We start from the raw sequence: 21,325 nt of genomic DNA, 5'->3' as shown, positions 1-21,325 counted from the left end.
CGGGGTAGTTTTCAAAGCGGTGATTCCCTCCTTAACATGCAGCCAATGCTCATAATTGAATGGGCTACCACAGGCTGTTATTGCTGACTCTCCGGCTGATCCAGTTGGCCATCACGAGCAGCATCAGATTGATGATGGAATTGAATACGCCGACTGCGGTGCTGTAGCTCCAGCTAAATTCGAGCAGACCTTTGCGGTAAACGAAAGAGGAGATCACATCGGCATTTTCATAAATAACCGGATTATAGAGCAAAATGATTTTCTCGAATCCCACATTAAGCAAATTCCCCATCCGCAGGATGAACAGAATCACAATCGTCGGTAAAATGCCCGGAAGGGTTACATACCAGATTTGCTTCAATCGTCCAGCCCCGTCAATCCGCGCAGCTTCGTACTGCTCCTGGTCAATGCCCATCAGAGCGGCAAGATAAATAATCGACTCCCATCCTACCTTCTGCCAGATCTCCGACAGGATATAAATCGGGCGGAACAAATCGGGATGCTGCAGCATCGCAGTTCCGTCTCCGCCAAAAAACATATAGATGGTGTTGATAACTCCTCTGCTGTCTGTAAAATCGCGGATCAATCCGGCGATCACGATCATGGAAATAAAATAAGGCATATAAGTAACCGATTGAACTATTTTCTTATAGGCTTTGCTGTGAATCTCGTTAATCATCAAGGCCAATAGTATTGGAGCGGGAAATTCAAAGATAAGCGAATATACGCTGATAACAATAGTATTCTTCAATACGCGCAGGAAATAATAGCTGTCGAAAAAGGCTTTGAAATGTGCCAAGCCTACCCATTCGCTGCCCATAATGCCTTTCATTGGCGAATAATCCTTGAAGGCGATCAGTACGCCGTACATGGGAGCATAATGAAACACGGCATAATAGGCAATAACCGGCAGCATCATTACATACAGGTATCGGTTGACGAGAAAATCCCTGACAAATCTTCCGCTGAATGTAGATTTATTCATAAATCTCCTTCCATAATGGAGGAGGGGGAGGCATCAAATCCACCCGCCCCTCCGTAATCATTTGCAGTTTAGCGCTTATTGTAGCGATCAAGAGCGGCCTGCTGGATTTCCATGGCCCGATCAATTTTGAGCGTTTTCAGTTTATCCATATAGCCGTCGTAAGCATCAACTGGTTCATTGCCCAAAATTATTTTCAATGCCATCTCATCCACAAGCGTATCAACGTCATTCATAATTTGCGCAAGCTCGGAGGCTTCCTCCGGCGTTGGCGTAACGAGCGGAAGCTTGTATTTGTCCACATCTGTTTTAGCCCAGGTTTCAAGAGCGGATTGCTGCTGGGGAAGACTCAGATACTGCAGGTTATACCGTAAATCCTGCACGAAAGGACCGCCGTAATTGGCGCGGATATACAGGGACATGGCCTGCGAGGGAGACAGTTTGTCCGGATTTTTCAACAGCAGGTCCGTGTAAATGGGGTCGCCGTCCTTCATTTCATAGCTGACGCCTTCCTGGCCGAAGTTGAAATACATATGTCCTTCATCACCGTAGCCCCAGTCCAGCAAACGGGCTGCGAGCTCTGCGTTTTCTGTTTTGGAGGTAATCGCGACATTCGTCCCGGTTGTATATTGGGGGTCTTTTTGCCCGAACATCGGTACATCGCCTTTATGGATAACCGGATAGGGAGCGGCTATCAGCTTGGCTTTGGGGACCTTCTCTTCCAGCAGCGGCGTCCATTTGCCGATGCCGCTCCCCGAGTTGTGAATGGTGGCGCCAGAAGCTCCCGTCGTGATGTTGGCGTCCAATGCCTTTCCATCCACATTGGCAATATTCTTGTCAAGGAGTCCCTCGGCATACCATTTGTGGAAGGTGCTCAGAAATTCCTTGTACCTGGGCTGCATCGGGCCGAACTTCACGACGCCGTTCTCCTGGAACCAGCCCTGGGTTGTGCCGAATGCGCCTACGAATGCGCCATTGTCAAGGAAATTGTAATCAAATGAGAGCGGGGCGGCTGCGCCTTTCTTCTCCTTGAAGGCTTTTAGCACGTTATACCAGTCGTCCATCGTTACCGGTACCTGCAGACCAAGCTCGTTGAGCCAATCCTCACGGATAATGGGTCCTTGATAGACCTGCAGCAATGGGTCGCCGCGCAGGAACGGGAAGGTATAGTAGCTCCCGCTATCGGTTTTTACCATTTTGTCAATATCGGGATGATCCTGGAGATATTTCTTCAGGTTCGGCGCATATTGATCGATAATATCATTCAATTTGAGGATATAGCCCTCCGCAATCGCCTTTTCCGGTCCGCCGGGGAAATTAAACCAGTCGTATTCAATCATGTCCGGCAGATCGCCGGATGCGAGCAGAATATTAAGCGCATCCTTGGATTGGCCTGCAGGGGGGCTGATGAATTTGAGCGGCACACCTGTGCGCTTCTGCCACTCCTGGAAGAATGGAACCTCGTCGATGGTCGCTTTTGTGGAGCCGTATTCGGCCCAGTAAGTCAGCGTTTTGTCTGTTTTTAGAGGATAGGCCGCGATTCCCCCCTGGTCCGCCGTTTCTGTCTGGTCAGGAGAGGCCGTGTCCGGACTGCTGCCGTTCGAAGAATTTGCGTTTTCCTTATTGCCGGAGCAGCCCGTCATTATAATGAAGAGCATGATGGCGATAGAAGCCATTGAAACGAGTTTGATTCTGTGTGAACGTATTGAACTCATAATTGCTTGTAACCTCCCGATTTATTTTCTGATGTGTTCGAGGCGCCTCACGACTTATTATCCCGCTCTAACCCGCTGCCGGGAATCGTCAACAGATAGAATGGGATCTTCAATATCGCATTTGACATCCCTAATATCCCGAATTCCATCTGCAAAATATCAAATACCGGTAAAAAGGAACAAAAAAGAGGCTAAAAAGCCTCTGAGCCATGCTATAAATTCTTTTGATACTGTCCGGGAGTGACGCCCTCGAACTTCTTGAATGTACGAATGAAGGTGTTGATATCATGGAATCCCGCCTGCGAGGACACATGCTTGATGGTATGTTGTTGATCCCGAAGCAGAGACTTGGCATGATCCATTCTCACATGATTGATTGTGTCCAGCAGGCCTTTTCCTGTCTGATCCTTGAACAGCTTTGACAGATAGGTCGGGGTCATCCCGAAGTGTTCGCCAATCATGGAGATATTCAAATTGGCATTCTTGTAATTGTCCGCGATGAAAGCCACGATATCGGAGCTGCGCTGCTCAAGAGCCTGATTGCGGGAGGATTTCTGCTGCTGCTCCCGCTTGGACAGCATATAGGCACAAACATCATGGACGACGATTGACAATTGGACTTCCATGTCCTTAATCGATTCGCAGTTCATCAACGCCGTGATTCGGCTTGTACTATTCAGGAAGCCGTTTTCTTCCACATCGCCGATTTCTCCGATCGTCTTGATCAGTGTGCTGATCAAGTTAAACATCAGGCATTTAATCAAATAAACCGATATCTTGGACTGCTCCATGTTTTTGGAAATGATATCCTGAATGATGTACAGGGCTTTCTCTGCGTCTCCTGCCTTGAGGTGATTAATAAGCTGCTGTTCCACCTGTATCGGATAATAATAGCTCAGTTGGATCTGCTCCTGCTCTTCCCGGTGGAGTTCGTCATAAATGACGAGCTCCCGATTGCCGACTACAATCATATATTCCATGGTGTCGACGGCCTCCCTGTAAGCCTGAGAGATTCCTTCAATGGAATCGGCGATCCCGCTTATCGAAGCGATGGTATGGATGTTGAAATGATCTCTCAGGAACTGCCGCGCCTGTTCAGCCAGCATGCGAATATCCTCCTGCAGACGCTCGGAGTCGCCCGGAGTGAAATTAATCAGGCAAGCCATACTGTCATCAATTTCGCAAACAAATCCCTGATGCTTCTCTCCCGCCAGCTCCTCCACGATATTGGTCACGATAAATTGCATCAGCTTCGGCTTATTCAAGCTTGGAATTCCTTCCAGATGCTCAATAAACTTCTCATAATCCATATAGAAGAGGATCACGGCAAAATGGTCCGATTGAAAGTGAATGTCGAACGCGGCAAGCGATTCATCGAGAGGAAGCTGATTATCCAGCTTGTTCTTGAACATGCGGGCCAAAACATTCGCGCGCAGCATATAGGATTGCTGGGTCATTCTGATTTCTATCCTGCCTTTTTCGTTCAAGGTGTTCGATATGGCATGCTGAATATGCAGGAACTCATCGCCGGCAAGCAGCGGAGACATTTTCTCCGGGATTTTCAGCATCCTCAGCAGCCGCTGGATCGGACTGTAGTTCCTGAACAGGAAAACAATCGTGAGCAGCAACCCGCCAATCACGCTGACAAGCATGCCGATATACGTAATATTCCGCAAATAATCGGCCTTCTTCCAGAACAGAAAGCCAGGCACCACGGTAACATAGACCAGTTCTGAATTTCGGGATTTGATATACATGAATTCGGATCGGTTTCCTTCGTAATCGCCGAAGTAAGAACCGGAATCGCCTGTGAGAGCCAGATCCGATACGTATAAGGGATTGCTGTTTTGCTCCGTAGAAACAAGAACCTGTTTATTCTGATTCAGAACCAATACTTGTCCGCTGCTGAAATCCTGGACATTCCGGATTGTCTGCATCAGCTGCGAGGTGTCAAGCAGTACAACAGCTGCCCCCGGCGAGCTTCCCAATCTGTCGCTGGGGAAGGAATGAATGTAAGCAAGCGTGCTGGCGGAAGGATCTTTATTCTCCATTTTGACGAAACGACCTGTATTCTTCTCCTGCAGCAGATTCAGCCATATCTCATAGGATATCTTCTCATTCCCGTGAATGGTCTCATAAGCCAGCCGGCTGGTACGGTAAACGCCGGGCTGGAATACGAGATCGTTCTCCTTCCAGTAGACGTAATAATCTCTGATTGAAGGATAGAGCGACTGGTAGATCGATATTTCTTTGGCGGTTTGGTGCAGGTCATAGAGGCCCGAATCCAGACCTTCCGGTGTTTTGTACAAATTTGAATACATAAATCCCCGGATGCGGACATTCCAGGTAAGCTCTGTTGTCAGCCGCTCTGCGTTCTGGACCTGGTTATCGATAACTTCCCTGACTTCCTTCAATAAAACATTGTTTGCCCGATGAATTTCACTCTTCAATGTTTCCTGGGATTCGTAATAAACGAATATACTAATCAAAACAGGTACTGTTAATATGGCCAAATAGGAGAACATCCACGTAAGAATCACGCTTCTTCTTCTCCTGAGAAACCGTTTCCACATTCTCTGCTCACTCCCGTTTTATGCTTTCTTAATATAAACAATATAGTAGTGAATGACAATCGAGAGTGGTACAATCTTTTGTACAGAATCGGCAATATCCACGCATCGCCTCTACATCGAATGGTTGAATTCACCTTGTTTTTATCATTCCAGGTTTTCTTTTTTGGTTTTGGTTTTGGGCCTATAGACATATATTAAACTATATGTTGTTCAAATGGAGGAAGCCGCGTAAATGGGGATAATAATCTTAGTTGTAATCGGACTCTTGTCGGGCTTCTGGCTGTTCCGGAAAACTACGATTCCGGCCAGGCGGGAGGAGATTACTGGGTACGGAAGGCTTTCCGTCATCATTCCGGCGCGGAATGAAGCAGCGAATTTGCCGCATCTTCTTGATTCACTTCGAAGTCAGACCTGCCTGCCGTATGAGATTATCGTCGTGGATGATTTCTCGCATGACCGCACGAGAGCAATAGCCGAAAGCTATGGGGTAAAGGTCATACGGAACTCCGAGCTGCCGGAGGGATGGACAGGCAAGAACTGGGCTGTCTGGAATGGTTATCAGCAAGCATCAGGCAATCTGATCGCGTTTCTTGACGCGGATATCCGGCTGGAGCCGAAAGCGCTGGAATCCTTATTACATGCAAGGGAGCGGGCAGGCGGCGTTATTTCCGTAGTCCCTTACCACTATACCGTGAAATTTTATGAGAAGCTGGCGATGATTACAAATATTTTGGGCGTCTTTGCATTTATGTCGCCATTTGAGAATACAAACCCGAGGAAAGGTCTGTACGGCTCCTGCATTCTGACCTCAAGGGAGGATTACGAGAAAATTGGAGGCCATCAAAGCGTGAAATCCGAGCTGCTGGACGATTTAAATCTGGGAGCCCGGTATGCACAGGCAGGAATTCCCGTCGTCAATTTTATCGGATCCGGCCTGGTTTCATTCCGGATGTATCCGGGGGGCATTCGGCATGAAATCGAGGGTTTTGCGAAGGGAGCCGCTCTAAGCACATCCGCCCTGAAGGCTGGAACGATCACGTTGACCGCCGTTTGGGTTGTCGGGCTGATCGTTTCGGAGGCAGCCTTGTTCATGTGGCACACATCATGGGGGCTTCCGCTGCTGATTGGCTACTTGCTGTACATGCTGCAAATCTTTTACTTCGTCAGACATGTCGGCTGCTTCGGCAAAGTAATGCCGGTACTTCATGCCGTATCCGGTTTTTTCTTTCTATTCGTCATGCTATATTCGGTTTACAGGGTTGTCTTCCACGGCAAGGTCGCCTGGAAAGGCAGACACATCAAGGTGGGAAGGAGAATGGATGAATGACCCTATGGTGGACGGCCGTCGCTTTTATATCGGGATCTCTTATGTTCTCCTACTGGCTGGGGCTTGCAGCCCGCAAGAACCTGAAAGAAATTGGCGACGGAAATCCGGGAGCGCTGAACCTGTGGCAGTCTTCGGGCTATCGGCTCGGAGCCGCGGGCGTAGCGCTTGATTTCCTGAAAGGCTATCTGCCCATTGCCCTCCTGATGGGGAGTGCGGCTGTGCAGGGTTTCCGGATTGTTCCCATTGCCGCGGCTCCCATTCTGGGACATGCGTTCTCTCCCTTTCTTAAGGGCAGGGGAGGCAAGGCGATTGCGGTCACATTTGGCGTTTGGAGCGGCTTGACCGAATTCGAATTCTCCCTGGTTTATGCCATCATCCTGGCCGTATTGCTGATCATAGCCAGAACAATCAGCAAAGGAAGGCCGACATCCTCGGAGGCCGACAGCTTTCAGGTCGTATTCGGCATGCTGCTGGCTTTCCCCTATTTATATATAAGGGACTTTCCCGCTCCGGTGATGTGGTGCTGGCTGGGTAATTTCCTGCTGCTCGTCTATACGCACAGACGCGAGCTGAGCACGTTCTTCAGAAGGATGAGGAATGAACCGGGAGCTCGTTAGCAGGCAGCAGAAGGAAGGCTGAAATGCTCCCGATTTCACTCGTTAAAACGGTCTTTTGCGTGTATAATGACAAACAGGAAACACCAATATACCAGAAACGGAAGGTGCCCCTTTGGAACAATACGATACTTTATTACAAACCTTACTGCAGCAGGAAGCTGAGCTTGTGTTCTCCTCGTTCACGAATGATACCGCCTACAAGGTTGGGAGCAGGATTATCGAAAAGGCGATAAGGGAAAACAAGTCCCTCATTGTCGATATTCGAAAAGACGGCGAGCTGTTATTCTACAGCAGGCTGGACGGCACCTCCTCGAATAATGACAGCTGGGTGTCATGGAAAAACAACGTCGTCCGCCATTTCGGCCACAGCTCGTATTATATGCATGTATTTCTGAAATCGACCGGATCCAAGGTGGAAGCCTCGGGCCTCGACCCGGATGTTTATAAGGCTGAAGGCGGCGCTTTCCCGCTTATTTTGAAGGATGAAGGCATTGTCGGCACCATCTCGGTATCGGGGCTGCCCGGTGATGAGGATCACGGGATGATTACTTCTGTGATTAAGGAGTTTCTCCTGGAGACTGCGCAATAAATCTTGAAATGCGAAACCAGTCTGACACGTTATTCGTGTTAGGACTGGTTTTTTTTAAAAAACCAGAAAGGCTCTATTGATGCACGCCTATCGACGAACGCGTCGGCGGGAAGGATGAGCTCCGTTTGAAAATTTAGTAATTGCTTCCACCCGAAGTCTGAGGTAGGATGAAAAAGACTCGTTTTTTATGGAAGGGAGTGAGCGGCATGAAACGCCGGGCTAATAGGATGACTGATACTATAAAGGTGAACCTTAACTGAATAATGCGGGCAGACCTGATTGAGTCTGCTCTCGTATAAGGACAGCGCTGCTGATGATACAGACCGCAGGCTTTGCCCTTGCGGTTTTTTTTGCGCGCAAAAAATGCAAAACCCGGGAAAGACGATTTTGTTGGTAAATGATGAGGAGATGTGTATATTGCTGAAGTTGAAATATCTTTTCGATAATGTGAATGCAGCGGAAATGCTGTTGAAAAATTGGGAATTCGACCGCGAATCTACGGATATGTTCAAGTATTACCGGATATCTTCAAATGCCATTTATCCTTTCTCATGGGAAGGCAAGACCCGGCTCTTAAGATTTGCTCCAAAAACGGAGAAGGATAAAGGCAATATTCGGGCTGAGCTTGCGTTCATTGCTTACCTGAAGGCCAACAGCTATGGCGTTCTGGAGGCGGTTGCCTCCAGGAATGGAGAGGAGCTGGTAGAGGCAGACACTCCATGGGGTGTGTTTTATGCTTCCGTATTCAAGCGTGTAGCTGGCGTGCAGCTGAACAGGACCGATTTCAGAGACGATATTATTATCAGCCATGGCCAGGCATTGGGACAATTGCACCAGCTCTCCAGTCAATATGTGCCTGACGGGCATAAGAGATGGTCCTACCTTGATGTGCTCGATTGGATTGAGGAAATTCTATCGGATTTCCCGCACGAGACAGCAGCTCTTGCGGAAACAAGGCTGCTGCGGAATTTTTTTGCTATTATTCCCGTAACAGATCGGAATTATGGGCTTATTCATTATGATTTTGAATACGATAATGTATTTTATGATGAAGCGACGAAGTCCTGCAATGTCATCGATTTTGATGATGCGATGTACCATTGGTATGCGATGGATATTGAGCAGGCGCTTGATAGTCTGCAGGACTATATTCCCGTTGAAGGTTTTGAACATGCGAAAAAATGCTTCATGGACGGATACCGCACCAAATTCGATATCTCCCCGGATATGGAGTCCTTGATGCCTGCTTGCAGACGTTTTGCCAACTTATATGGATATGCGCGCATTCTAAGATCCGGTGCGGAGAAGTGGGAGAACGAGCCGGAATGGCTGATCCAGCTGAGAGAGAGATTGGCAGCGTCGATGATTAATGAATCGATTCAATTTGGATTGAGTATTTAAGGAAGCACGTTTCAGTCGCTTTTCAAAACAAGGGGCTGTTCCACTGGTACAGCAAATAAGGCTCCCCGGACATAATTGTCCGCGTGGAGCCTCTTTGTATATCCGCCCGACACGCCGTACATTGAACGCAGCGGTGAATCGTCTGTAAGAAACTACTGCTGCCGCTTCGTGAAAATCTGGAAGGTGATGCCGAATTTGTCCGTTACCATCCCATATGCAGGGCTAAAATAGATTTCCTGCAGCGGCATAATCACATGACCTTCCTGCTGCAGGGAATCGTAAACCTGTTTTGCCTGATCCTTGTCTTCCGTCGTCAAACAAATGGTAATCTGATTCCCGCCACCAGGCGACAGGCCCTGCAGAAGGTCAGCGACATAAAAGTCCGTTTCTCCGACCTTCAGGACTGCATGGGCGATGCGTTTCTTTTCTTCTTCCGAATATGGGGAATCAGGGTTATCCGGTCCTTCGCCAACTGTTTGCTTGAACAGGACTTTGGCATGCAACGTTTGTGCATAGTATTGAATGGCTTCCTCAGCATTTCCGTCCATCATCAAATAAGGGATAAATTGCAATGTCATAAATAAAACAGCTCCTTGTTTTCTTGATTTTTATTATTCAACAACGCTCGCTCCTGCTAGCTCAGCTGAACCTATTCTCATTGTAGCCGTTAATAGTGACAGGGCTTGTCATCAATATAAAATATTCGCAAGAACATGATGCCCAAGTCCAAAGAAAATTATCGCGGTGTTGACATTCGGCAGCCGATCGTATATTTTCAATGTAGACCGATCTTCATAATTGGAGGAAGAATGAATCCATGGATAAATCCGCACGCGAACGTTTTATCGAAGCGACAACGCGTTTGATTGAAATGCACGGCTATCACGGCACAGGGCTGAATCAAATTATTAAGGAAGGCGGCGCCCCAAGGGGATCCCTGTATCATCATTTTCCTAATGGCAAAGAAGAGCTTGTATCCGAAGCCATCGATAAGCTTGGGCAGGGAGTTGCCGAACAAACGCGAAGAATCCTCAATAATGCCGGCTCACTCACTGAGGGTGTTTATGCCATCTTTCTTTTTCTGGCCAAAAAGTTTGACGATTCCGATTGTGTGATTGCCGGGTCTATTGCATCCGTAGCGTTGGAAACCTCCCATACCAGCGAAAAATTACGGGAAACGTGCAAAAGGACATATGATTCATGGAAATCTGCATATGAGGATATGCTGCTGGAACATGGATTTTCCGCATCCCGTGCAGCGCAAATCTCTACGTTTATTACAGCCTCGATCGACGGAGCGATCATATTATGCCGCATAAACCGAAGCTCGGAGCCGCTTATGCAGATTGCGCGGGAAATAAGAATACTTCTCGAACATACACGGGACGCGGAGTAAACAGAAAGCTTGGAAAAGATGATTGCGGATGCATTCATTTTTGCAATAAATATGTAGATCGGTCTATTTAATAATACAATTGATAGGAGATGAACGCAATGAATATGGGATTAAAGGACAAAATAGTGATAGTGACAGGAGGTTCCAAAGGAATCGGCAAGGCAGCAGCGAAGCAGTTTGCAGCGGAACAGGCCCATGTTATCATCACATACGCTCATGATTATAAAGCAGCGTCGCAGACAGTTGAAGAAATACGGGAGCAGGGACTTTCCTGCCAGGCCGTAATTTTAAAGCTGGATAACAGCGAAAGCATCCAGAAGGCGATAGAAGGTGTGGGAGAAGAGTTTGGCGGAATCGATGTATTGGTCAATAACGCGGTTTTCTGGGGAGGAGCGGCACCGAAATTTCAACCGTTTGAGCATACGGTAACAGATAGCTGGTTCTCGGTAATCGAGCAGAATCTGAAAGGAACCTACCTCGTGACTAAAGCGGTTCTTCCCTATATGAGAAACAGGGGATGGGGCAGACTTGTCCATGTCTCGTCAAATCTAGCCGAGGATGGCATGGCGGGCGGAACCGCGTATACAGCGAGTAAATCCGCACTGCTTGGCTTCAGCAAATCATTATCGCTTGAGCTTGCGGAGGAGGGGATTTATTCGAATGTGGTGATGCCGGGTTTTACTTTAACGGAAACGAATTCTTCGGTTTTTCCTGAGGAGGTTTTGAACAAACATGCGCAGACCATTCCTGCAAAACGCTTGGGCACGCCGGAGGATGCCGCTAATCTTATTGTTTACCTCGGCTCAAAAGCCAATAGCTACGCAACCGGAGAAGCAATACGCGTAACCGGAGGGCGATGAGCAAGCAATAGTCATTCTTGTTCCAAGCTGACTATTAAGTATGTAAAGTACTGCTGTAAGAGGCCCGTTCAGGCTAATTGTCCCTGGTTTTATTTGATCCCTTGGATGAATGGGCTGCGGTTACATGAAGGATCATTTTTGTCAAATTTTCAATATTCCATATCGATCCGGCAAGCTGAACACAAAATTTGCATGTTCAGGCTGGACGCCAGCCGGTATCCTCTGCTAAGATTGAGTTATATTATAGAATTGAGTTTTATAATATAGTACACAAGCAAAGGCTGATCATTGTGCCCATCATTCAGGCTCTGGACCGTGCATTGAAAATTATCGATTTGTTTGACGATCAGAACAAGGAATTGAAAATCACCGAAATCAGCGAACAGATCAACCTGCACAAAAGTACCGTTCATTCTCTGCTCAAGACCTTGAAGCTGCATGATTATATCGACCAGGATGAGGAATCGGGCAAATACCGGCTGGGTATGAGGCTTGTAGAGAAGGGGCAGCTGGTGCTGCAGGGTCTGGATATTCGCGGAACGGCAAGGCCGCATCTGAGCAGACTGTCGGAGCTGACGGGGCAAACCGCCCATCTGGTCGTGCTGGACAGAGCGGAAGGGGTTTATATCGACAAGGTGGAAGGCGAGAAAGCGGTGATTCGTTATTCCCGGATCGGACGCAGGGTTCCGCTTCACAGCAGCGCAGTCGGCAAAGTTCTTGCGGCCTTCCAGCCGCCGGGCATGCTGGCCAAACTGATGAAGGGATATTCCTTCAACCGGCATACGCCTCTCACGATCGTGGATGAGGAAGCTTTCATGGCGGAAATCGCCAAGGTGAAGGAGGAAGGGATCGGGTACGACCGCGAAGAGAACGAGCCGGGCGTACGCTGCGCCGCAGTTCCGGTATTCGACCACAGCGGCCACGCCGTTGCATCTGTAAGCATCTCCACGCTTGTATCTCATGTTGATGAGGCGAAGCTGTCGGAATTCGTCACCCTTTTGCTGGAAGAAGCCAGGCAGATCTCGGTTCAGCTGGGTTACCGCTCCCGGACATCCCATGTGTAGGAGCATCTTGCGGGGTTGGAAGAGATTAATGATAGCCGGTATCTTTTCTGAAAACGCTTCATATGATTCTTGAGACTTTTGACAGTTGTTTGGCTTGCGATTCGATTCATGGGAATTCATTGACGAAGTCATCAGGCAGGAACTGTTTTCCCTATACTATAGAATCGAGTTTTATAATATCAAACAAAGGAGCTGGATGTATGAGAGTGATCCGTTTTATGAAAGATGGGGTTCCGGCACTTGCCGCTGTGACAGACGAGAATAAAGTGTACCCTTTGCCGGACCCTGATTTTATGGCATTGGTGCGCCGGGCGGACCGGGAAGGGGCAGGGGTATCCGAAGCGGTAAACCGGAATATTGCGGGAGCTTCGCCGCTGAATGTGGAATTCGCCTCTCTGCAGCTGATTGTGCCGATTGAGGCTCCTGAGGTATGGGCAGCCGGCGTCACTTACGAGCGGAGCAAGGAAGCGCGCAATTATGAAGCGACAGGCGGACGCATGGACGCGTCAACATTCTACGATAAAGTGTATGACGCGGAGCGGCCGGAGCTGTTTATGAAGTCGACGGCCGCGCGGACAGTAGGGCCGGGGGACAATGTATGCCTGCGGAGCGACTCATCCTGGCAGGTGCCTGAGCCTGAGCTTGCTCTTGTGCTGGACAGCGGCGGACGGATTGTCGGGTATACGGCCGGCAATGATATGAGCTGCCGCGACATCGAAGGCGAGAATCCGCTTTATTTGCCGCAGGCCAAAATATGGCGCCAATCCTGCTCCATCGGCCCGGCGATACGTCTTGTTGAAACGCTGCCGGATCCCTACAATCTGACCCTTACATGCCGGATTTACCGGGATGGGGCCAAGGTCGTCGAGGAATCGGCAAGCACGGGCCAACTGAAGCGCAGGCTTGATGAGCTTGTTGGATATTTGGCCAAGGACAATGTGCTGTTCGACGGGACCGTTCTGCTGACGGGCACTTGCATCGTCCCGCCTAACCAGTTTACGCTGGCTGCCGGCGACAGGATCGAAATTGAGATTACAGGCATCGGCACTCTTGTGAATACGGCAATCGCCGCATCTTAATACGTTATCCTAAATGATCTTCATACAGTTATCCTAAAACTATGATTCGAGGAGATGGATACGATGAGCTCCAATCAAGACGCAAAGAATATTGGCAATTATATTAACGGACAATGGAAACCGTCTGTCGGCGGCGGAAGTCAAGCCAGCATTAATCCTGCACGGAAGAGTGAAGTCGTCGGATATGTGCCGGATTCGCAGAACGCGGATCTGAATGAAGCTGTGGAAGCGGCCCAAGCAGCCAAGCGGCCATGGAGAAAGCTCGCAGGATCACAGCGGGGAGCTCTGCTGTTCAAAGCCGCGGATATTATGGAGAGCCGCCTTGACGAGATCGGGGAGACGATGTCGCGGGAGATGGGCAAGACGTTCCCCGAGGCGAAAGGCGAGACAGCGCGCGGCGTGGCGATTCTCCGCTATTACGCCGGAGAGGGAATGCGGAAGATCGGCGACGTCATTCCTTCGACCGACGCGGATGCATTCATGTTCACGACACGCATGCCGCTCGGAGTCGTGGGCGTTATCTCGCCGTGGAACTTCCCGGTGGCGATTCCCGTCTGGAAGATCGCTCCGGCGCTGATCTACGGCAATTCGGTCGTATGGAAGCCTGCTACCGAGACGGCGGTGACCGCTTCGAAGATCGCAGAATGCTTCCATGACGCGGGATTTCCTGCGGGTGTGCTGAATATGGTTGTCGGCAGCGGCAGTACGATCGGGCAGGGCATTGCCTCCCATCCCGGCATCCACGGCCTAACGTTCACCGGGTCCAACGAAGTCGGCAAGCAGGTCGGCCAATCCGCTTTGAAGAGAGGCGCCAAATATCAGCTGGAGATGGGCGGTAAGAATCCGATCATCATCGCCGCGGATGCCGATCTCGATCTGGCTGTGGAAGCGACAATCAGCGGCGGGCTTCGCTCCACCGGACAGAAATGTACGGCGACAAGCCGTGTGATTGTGGTTCGCGACGTGTACGAAACCTTCAAGGAGAAGCTGCTGGAGAAGGTCAAATCGCTCAAGGTCGGGGACGGCATGGATGCTTCAACATGGCTTGGACCATGCGCGAACGAGAAGCAGCTCGAAACTGTTCTTTCCTATATCAAGAAGGGCAAGGAAGAGGGAGCTGTACTGCTGTACGGCGGAGACCGCCCGGATGAAGCCGGACTGGCGGACGGCTTCTATGTCACTCCGGCCGTATTTGACAGGGTGACCAGCCGGATGGCGATCGCCCAGGAGGAAATCTTCGGTCCTGTTCTGACGCTTATCGAAGCGGCTGATTTCGAGTCTGCGGTTGACCTTGCGAATGATACGGACTTTGGGCTCAGCGCTTCTATTTATACACGGGATATCGGCAACATCCTGAACTTCGTCCAGGAGATGGACGCGGGGCTTGTCCGGGTCAATGCCGAGACGGCTGGCGTGGAGCTGCAGGCTCCGTTCGGCGGCATGAAGCAGTCGAGCTCTCATTCCAGAGAGCAGGGGCAGGCGGCAATTGAATTTTTCACCTCGATCAAGACGGTGTTCATCAAGCCGTAATAAGGCCATAGGGGGAATGAAGGATGGCTGTGGATTCAAACTTTGAACATATCATGGGCGATCAGAAGCAGCATTTCCGCGTGCAGACTCACGCTCCGGGACCGGCAGGCTCACTGCCGCTGACCCCGGAGCTGCTCCGGGAATCGCCGAGCGGCGATCTGTTCGGCTGGACGCAAAATGTCGGGATGGGCTGGAGCCCGTCCCGGCTGCTCGGCAAGCAGGTGCTGATACTCGGCACGCAGGGCGGTATCCGCAATGAAGACGGGACGCCGGCGGCGCTTGGCTACCATACCGGACATTGGGAGGTCGGCCTCTTGATGAAGGAGGCCGCGGATGAAATTACCGCCGCTGGCGGCATTCCGTTCGCGGGCTATGTCAGCGATCCCTGCGACGGGCGCTCACAGGGGACGAGCGGCATGTTCGACTCGCTGCCGTACCGCAACGATGCGGCGATCGTCATGCGGCGGCTGATTCGCTCGCTTCCGACAAGATCGGCAGTGGTCGGCGTAGCCACCTGCGACAAGGGACTGCCGGCGTCGATGATCGCCTTGGCCGGGATGCGCGGGCTCCCGGTTGTCGTGGTGCCCGGCGGGGTGACGCTGCCGCCGGAGAATGGCGAGGATGCCGGCAAAATTCAGACGATTGGCGCCCGTTATTCGAACGGCGAGCTTTCGCTGGCGGAAGCGGCCGATCTTGGCTGCAGGGCATGCGCGACACCCGGCGGCGGCTGCCAGTTTCTCGGCACGGCCGGAACGGCCCAGGTCGTTGCCGAGGCGCTCGGCTTGACCGTACCGCATGCGGCGCTTGCCCCGTCCGGGCAGCCGGTCTGGCTGGAGATGGCCCGCCAGTCGGCGCGGGCCGCGCTTCATCTCGCGGAGGCGGGGCTGACCTCCGCAGCGATATTGACGGATGCCGCCATCCGCAACGCGATGGTCGTGCATGCGGCGTTCGGCGGCTCGACGAACCTGCTGCTGCACATTCCGGCAATCGCCCATGCCGCAGGGCTCCGGGTGCCGACCGCAGAAGACTGGGCGGAGGTGAATCGTGCCGTGCCGCGCCTCGTGAGCGTACTGCCCAACGGGCCGGAATATCATCCGACCGTCATGGTGTTTCTGGCAGGCGGAGTGCCCGAGGTTATGCTGCATCTGCGCAAGCTCGGACTGCTGGATGAGCAGGTGCTCACGGTTACGGGACAGACGCTCGGCGCGGTGCTCGACTGGTGGGAAGCATCGGAGAGGCGCGCCGGGATGAGGCGCTACCTGCTTGAGTCGGAGGGAATCGACCCCGACACCGTCATTTATACCCCCGAGCGGGCGCGCGCTGCCGGCATGATGTCGACGGTGACATTCCCGACCGGCAACCTCGCTCCGGAAGGCTCCGTGATCAAGTCTGCGGCGATCGATCCGTCTGTGGTGGACGGCAGCGGCGTCTTCCGGCATATCGGTAGAGCCAAGGTATTCACGACGGAACGGGCGGCCATCCGGGCGATCAAGACGGGCGGCATTGAAGCCGGAGACGTGTTGGCGCTGATCGGACGGGGCCCGCTGGGAACGGGTATGGAAGAGACCTACCAGCTGACCTCGGCGCTGAAGCATCTTTCCTACGGTAATCAGGTGTCGCTGCTGACGGATGCCCGTTTCTCCGGCGTATCCACCGGCGCATGCATCGGCCACATCGGTCCCGAGGCGCTGGCGGGCGGTCCGGTCGGCAAATTGAGAGATGGCGACTGGATCGATATCCGGGTTGATTTGCAAAATCTTGAGGCGTCCATTCATATGGTTGGCAGCGCCGAAAATCCTGGAACGCCCGAACAGGGGGCAGCCGAGCTTGACTCCAGAACCCCGCATCCCGGGCTTGCGGAGGACTCGGATCTGCCGGATGATACCCGGCTGTGGGCGGCGCTTCAGTCTGTCAGCGGAGGAACCTGGCGAGGCTGCGTATACGATACGGAGCTCATACTGCGTACACTGGAGGCAGGCAAGCGGGCGTTGGCCGCTGAAGAACCGGCGCTATAACCGTCTGCCAGGCTTTTTTCCCCGCCGTCAGAGATTTTCAACAGCGGAATGCACGCATGATCATTTTTTGGTAAAGCAAATCCAAATTGTTTACTGAGGATGAGGGTGTATGAAAGCAATCTATGAAAATCAAAGCAGCTACGAATTAATTCCTTTGAATGCCATCAAGATGCAAAATTTGAATTTTCTGGCGCACTGGCATGTCGATGTCGAATTTATGCTGGTTCTGGAAGGCACGCTTCAAGTGGGAATCGATACGGAGAGACGGACTCTGCACGCAGGGGATATCGCCATTTGCGGCAGCAGCAGCATGCATTATTATACTTCTGAAAGCGCTAACTCCGTCATTCTGATCAAATTCTTACCCGACAGCATCGATAATCAGGGGACTTGGCAAAAAAATATGTTATGCCCGTTTATCGAGAAAAAGTCCATTTTGCAAACGGGAGACCAGGGTCAGAAGCTGTACGATGAGATCGCGGCGCTCTTTCATTGTCTCTATAATGAAGTGACGCGGCAGGAGGATTACTACAAGCTTTATATCCAGGGGAAGTTTCTGGAGCTGTGCGGCCTTTTTCTCAGGCATCTTCCCAGGCAGGAAGGCGATCGGAAATTGGAGAATAGCTCTCCCAGCATTCAGCTGATCAAGGATTCACTCCTGTTCATCGAAGAAAACTACATGAACCATATATCGCTGGATGAAATCGCCGGTAAAATGAACGTCAGTCCGTATTATTATTCGCGGATATTCAATAAGGTTATGGGAATGAATCTCAAAACCTATCAGAACATACTCAGGATCAATAAAGCGAAGGACATGATTATCAGCGACGAAATGCCGATTGCCGAGATTGCGTATGAGTGCGGCTTCAACAGCGTCAGAACCTTCAACCGGTTTTTTCGGCTGGCCAAGGGATACACACCATCCCATCTGCGCAAAACCTTATATCATTAACCGGGCGCCGACCTCCATATCCGAAAGCCTGAACAGCTTCCTCTGCCATGCCGGATATGGAGTTTTTGTGCTTTTTACGTTCCTGATACAGCAAATTATGTCCATAATCAAACAAGGACTGGCGAGTAATCATGCCTGACTTCTTTATAATTAACACATAAGGGAGAATACGTTTCTTAATCAAAGCAAATATGGAAAGACAAGGGGTTGAGCTGATGATTCGCATAGCTATAATCGGAGTGGGCGGAATTGCCGAGACACATTTGAAGGCCTATATATCGCTTGGCGACCGCTGTGAAATCGTTGCTTTAAGCGACATCTATCCTCAAAAAGCGCAGGCGCTTGGAGAAAAGTATGGCCTTGTTTGCAGAGTTGAGAGCGATTACAAGGAGCTGCTGAAAAGCCCGGATATCGACATGGTTTCAATCTGCACGCCGCCGTATACCCATGCCGACATTACGATAGATGCGCTTGAAGCCGGCAAGCATGTTCTGGTGGAGAAGCCAATGGCTTCGTCGCTGGAGGAATGCGACCGGATGCTTGAGGCGGCCCGGAAATCCGGGAAGATTCTGTCTGTCGTCGGCCAGAACCGCTTCAATGATTCCATACAGAAACTGAAGCAAGTGCTGGATTCGGGAATGCTGGGCAAGGTCGTGCATGCGCAGATCGAATCGTATTGGTGGAGAGGTTACGTCTATTACGATCTATGGTGGAGAGGGACGTGGGAGAAGGAGGGCGGCGGCTGCACACTCAACCATGCGGTCCATCACATCGACATGTTCCAGTGGATGATGGGAATGCCGGAGAAGGTACAGGCCGTCATGAGCAATACCTCCCATGACAATGCCGAGGTGGAGGATCTGTCGATCGCCATTCTCACCTATCCGAACGGGGCATTGGGACAAATCACCAGCTCCGTCGTGCATCACGGACAGGAGCAGCAGCTGATTTTCCAGACGGAGAAGGCCCGGGTGTCGGCGCCGTGGAAGCTGTATGCCTCATTGTCGAAGGAGAACGGATTCCCGGTGAGAAACGAAGAGCTCGAGCAGCAGATCGAACAGTTCTACCAGGCGATCCCGGAGCTTGCTTACAGAGGCCACGCAGGACAGATCGACAACATCTTTACGGCAATCGGGAACGGGACGCGCGAGGTGCTGGTTGACGGGCATGAAGGCCGCAAAACGCTGGAGCTGATTACGGCGATTTATCAGGCGGCATCGACAGGCCAGACGGTTTCCCTGCCGCTTGGTCCGGACAGCCTGTTCTATACAAGGGAAGGCATTCTGGCCAATGCGCCGCATTATTATGAGAAGAAAAACTCAGTAACCGGGTTCGCGCAGAATGCGATCACACTCGGCAGCGATTATGCCCAATCAGGCGACGGCCGAGCATAACGGAACCAATAGATGAGACAAGGAGGGACCTTACAAATGAATCCCGTTAATGGCACAACCGAATCCGGACTTGAATACCGGTTTGTACTGAGTGGCGCGGAGCTTGCGATTCAGCCGACTGTATTGGAAATTCCTCTGGAAGAGAACGATTATGAGAAGCTGCTGCAATGGCAGGGTGAAGGAGGAGCGCTCTCAGCCGTTGCAAGCGCAGGCGGCTTCTCGCTCCCCTGCCAGCTGTCAGGCTTCGGCCTCGACGGAAATCCGGAGACGCTGACGCCGCGCCGCTCTCTGTTCGTATTGGTGCAGAATGTCCCGGATGCGGGAACAGACGGGCATCTATTCCAGCTTGAACGGCATGAGGAGCCGGATGACGCGGATGAGCCCCTATCCCGGAAAAAAGGCGTCTATCTGGACCATCAGCCGGAGAATGCCAGGGTCATGGTGCGGATCGAAGGCAAATTATTTACGAGGTATCTGTATTCCCGGGATATGATGAAGCCTTATTTCTACCCGATGATCGGACCACATGCGAAGACGCTGATTCAGGACGCTCCCGACGATCATCTGCATCATCATGGCTTGTGGTGGGGCCATGACCAGGTGAACGGCCACCAGGCCTACCATGAATTTGCCAAGGAAGGCAGGCAATCCCACAGCCGTTTCCTGCATCTGACGGGAGGGCCGGTATTCGGTCAGCTGTCAGTCTGCATTGACTGGCTGTCCAATAAGGGCGAGCGGCTGCTGCAGGAGGTCAGGACGATGCGTATCTTCAATCTTCCGCCGGAGCAGCGGTATGTCGATGTGCACAGCGAGCTCCTTGCAACCGACGGTACGGTCGTATTCGGGCCGACCAAGGAGGGCGGATTTCCTTTCATCCGTGTTAATGAGCAAATGTGCGGCTTCCTGTCGGGAACGATTACATCCTCAACCGGCAAGAAAGGCGAAGGGGAGATTTTCGGCACCGAGGCGGATTGGGTGGATTACAGCGGCAGCATTCTCAATGTGTCCTGGAATAATGGCATACCGGACAAAGGATTTTTCAACGGCGGAATCGCCATAATGGTCCACCCGGATTACCGGGCATTCTCTACCAAATGGTTTGTGCGGGATGCGGGTGCGTTCACATCTTCGAACTTTCATTTCTGGGGCGGCCACACCCTTCCATCGGGCGATTCGCTCGGGTTCCGGCAGCGCATCTATCTGCATCTGGGAGATGTGGAGGCAGGCAAAGTGAAGGATCGCTACCGGGAGTACGCCAACCCGGAAGTGCCGGAGTGGTGCTAGTCAAGGGAAACAAGCCATTCTATTGAAGCGGCACAGCGCATGGTATTGGACTATCAAGTACGGAGCACTGCAAGACGAGGAGGAATTGACTTGGGAATCATCAATAAAGATGCCGTATGCCAGATTGCGCTGGTCGTGAAGGATATCGAGCGGACAGCCGCCAATTATGCCGAGCTGTTCGGCATAGAGGTGCCGCAAATTTTCAGCACGCTGCCGGAGGAAGAATCGCACACGCAGTATAGAGGCAACCCGACCAAGACCCGTGCTAAATTGGCCGTCATTGATTTGGGTCAAATCGTGCTGGAGCTGACCGAGCCTGACGATGAACCAAGCTCCTGGAAGGAATTTCTGGAGACGAACGGCGAAGGGGTGCACCATATCGGGTTTACGGTCAGCGACCGGGAGAAGGTCATCGAATATTTTGCCCGCAAGGGCGTCCCGATCAGACATTACGGCGAATACCCGGGGGGCAACTATACGTTCATGGACAGCGTGAAGGAGCTTGGCGTCATTCTCAATATCAAGCCCGGCGCGCAATCATAAG

General features: G+C 51.5%; 18 protein-coding genes. 14 read left to right on the top strand and 4 right to left on the bottom strand.

Features of this window, described 5'->3' with window-relative positions:
• Positions 1–64: 64 nt before the first annotated feature.
• The 3 genes from AC0YOA_RS02490 to AC0YOA_RS02480 form a co-directional block, all read right to left on the bottom strand.
• Positions 65–985: an ABC transporter permease gene (locus AC0YOA_RS02490; protein WP_475785258.1), complete on the bottom strand. Its 921-nt coding sequence runs from the start codon at positions 983–985 to the stop codon at positions 65–67.
• Between the two features lie 68 nt (positions 986–1,053).
• Entirely contained in the window at positions 1,054–2,697 is a 1,644-nt protein-coding gene (locus AC0YOA_RS02485; RefSeq protein ID WP_475785257.1) for a type 2 periplasmic-binding domain-containing protein, read from the bottom strand.
• Positions 2,698–2,909: 212 nt separating this feature from the next.
• Entirely contained in the window at positions 2,910–5,237 is a 2,328-nt protein-coding gene (locus AC0YOA_RS02480) for a helix-turn-helix domain-containing protein (RefSeq protein ID WP_475785256.1), read from the bottom strand.
• 265 nt (positions 5,238–5,502) lie between these two features.
• On the opposite strand from AC0YOA_RS02480, the gene AC0YOA_RS02475 reads away from it, so the two are divergent.
• From AC0YOA_RS02475 to AC0YOA_RS02460, 4 genes are all read left to right on the top strand, one after another.
• Positions 5,503–6,597, top strand: coding sequence for a glycosyltransferase family 2 protein (locus AC0YOA_RS02475; RefSeq protein ID WP_475785255.1), 1,095 nt, complete (start codon positions 5,503–5,505; stop codon positions 6,595–6,597).
• A complete protein-coding gene (locus tag AC0YOA_RS02470; protein ID WP_475785254.1) occupies positions 6,594–7,214 on the top strand; it encodes a glycerol-3-phosphate acyltransferase in 621 nt (206 codons plus the stop codon). Before AC0YOA_RS02475 ends, AC0YOA_RS02470 begins: the two co-directional genes overlap by 4 nt.
• A gap of 112 nt (positions 7,215–7,326) precedes the next feature.
• On the top strand, positions 7,327–7,803 hold the full coding sequence (locus tag AC0YOA_RS02465; protein WP_475785253.1) for a heme-degrading domain-containing protein: 477 nt from the start codon (positions 7,327–7,329) through the stop codon (positions 7,801–7,803).
• A gap of 408 nt (positions 7,804–8,211) precedes the next feature.
• A complete protein-coding gene (locus AC0YOA_RS02460) occupies positions 8,212–9,204 on the top strand; it encodes a phosphotransferase enzyme family protein (RefSeq protein ID WP_475785785.1) in 993 nt (330 codons plus the stop codon).
• Between the two features lie 152 nt (positions 9,205–9,356).
• Here AC0YOA_RS02460 and AC0YOA_RS02455 read toward each other — a convergent pair whose 3' ends face one another.
• Positions 9,357–9,782, bottom strand: a complete 426-nt coding sequence (locus AC0YOA_RS02455; RefSeq protein ID WP_475785252.1) for a VOC family protein — start codon at positions 9,780–9,782, stop codon at positions 9,357–9,359.
• Positions 9,783–10,021: 239 nt separating this feature from the next.
• On the opposite strand from AC0YOA_RS02455, the gene AC0YOA_RS02450 reads away from it, so the two are divergent.
• The 10 genes from AC0YOA_RS02450 (at position 10,022) to AC0YOA_RS02405 (ending at position 21,324) form a co-directional block, all read left to right on the top strand.
• Positions 10,022–10,600: a TetR/AcrR family transcriptional regulator gene (locus tag AC0YOA_RS02450; RefSeq protein WP_475785251.1), complete on the top strand. Its 579-nt coding sequence runs from the start codon at positions 10,022–10,024 to the stop codon at positions 10,598–10,600.
• A gap of 98 nt (positions 10,601–10,698) precedes the next feature.
• Positions 10,699–11,460 (top strand): SDR family NAD(P)-dependent oxidoreductase, encoded by a 762-nt coding sequence (locus AC0YOA_RS02445; RefSeq protein WP_475785250.1) that lies wholly within the window; start codon positions 10,699–10,701, stop codon positions 11,458–11,460.
• Between the two features lie 290 nt (positions 11,461–11,750).
• Entirely contained in the window at positions 11,751–12,524 is a 774-nt protein-coding gene (locus tag AC0YOA_RS02440) for an IclR family transcriptional regulator (RefSeq protein ID WP_475785249.1), read from the top strand.
• Between the two features lie 200 nt (positions 12,525–12,724).
• The gene (locus AC0YOA_RS02435; RefSeq protein WP_475785248.1) at positions 12,725–13,603 is read left to right on the top strand and encodes a fumarylacetoacetate hydrolase family protein; all 879 of its coding nucleotides are present in this window, start codon (positions 12,725–12,727) and stop codon (positions 13,601–13,603) included.
• A 63-nt stretch (positions 13,604–13,666) separates the two neighbouring features.
• Complete coding sequence (gene gucD, locus AC0YOA_RS02430; RefSeq protein WP_210043843.1) at positions 13,667–15,133, top strand: alpha-ketoglutaric semialdehyde dehydrogenase GucD; 1,467 nt, start codon at positions 13,667–13,669, stop codon at positions 15,131–15,133.
• Between the two features lie 23 nt (positions 15,134–15,156).
• Complete coding sequence (locus AC0YOA_RS02425) at positions 15,157–17,148, top strand: YjhG/YagF family D-xylonate dehydratase (protein ID WP_475785247.1); 1,992 nt, start codon at positions 15,157–15,159, stop codon at positions 17,146–17,148.
• Between the two features lie 109 nt (positions 17,149–17,257).
• Positions 17,258–18,103 (top strand): AraC family transcriptional regulator, encoded by an 846-nt coding sequence (locus AC0YOA_RS02420; RefSeq protein WP_475785246.1) that lies wholly within the window; start codon positions 17,258–17,260, stop codon positions 18,101–18,103.
• 215 nt (positions 18,104–18,318) lie between these two features.
• A complete protein-coding gene (locus AC0YOA_RS02415; protein WP_475785245.1) occupies positions 18,319–19,497 on the top strand; it encodes a Gfo/Idh/MocA family protein in 1,179 nt (392 codons plus the stop codon).
• A 36-nt stretch (positions 19,498–19,533) separates the two neighbouring features.
• Positions 19,534–20,781 carry a DUF6807 domain-containing protein gene (locus AC0YOA_RS02410; RefSeq protein ID WP_475785244.1) on the top strand — a complete coding sequence of 416 codons (1,248 nt, stop codon included), beginning with the start codon at positions 19,534–19,536 and terminating at the stop codon, positions 20,779–20,781.
• 90 nt (positions 20,782–20,871) lie between these two features.
• Positions 20,872–21,324, top strand: coding sequence for a VOC family protein (locus AC0YOA_RS02405; protein ID WP_475785243.1), 453 nt, complete (start codon positions 20,872–20,874; stop codon positions 21,322–21,324).
• Position 21,325 lies beyond the last annotated feature (1 nt).

This window comes from Paenibacillus sp. JT22N12 (assembly GCF_056269365.1).
This window is presented reverse-complemented; position numbering and strand designations above follow the sequence as displayed.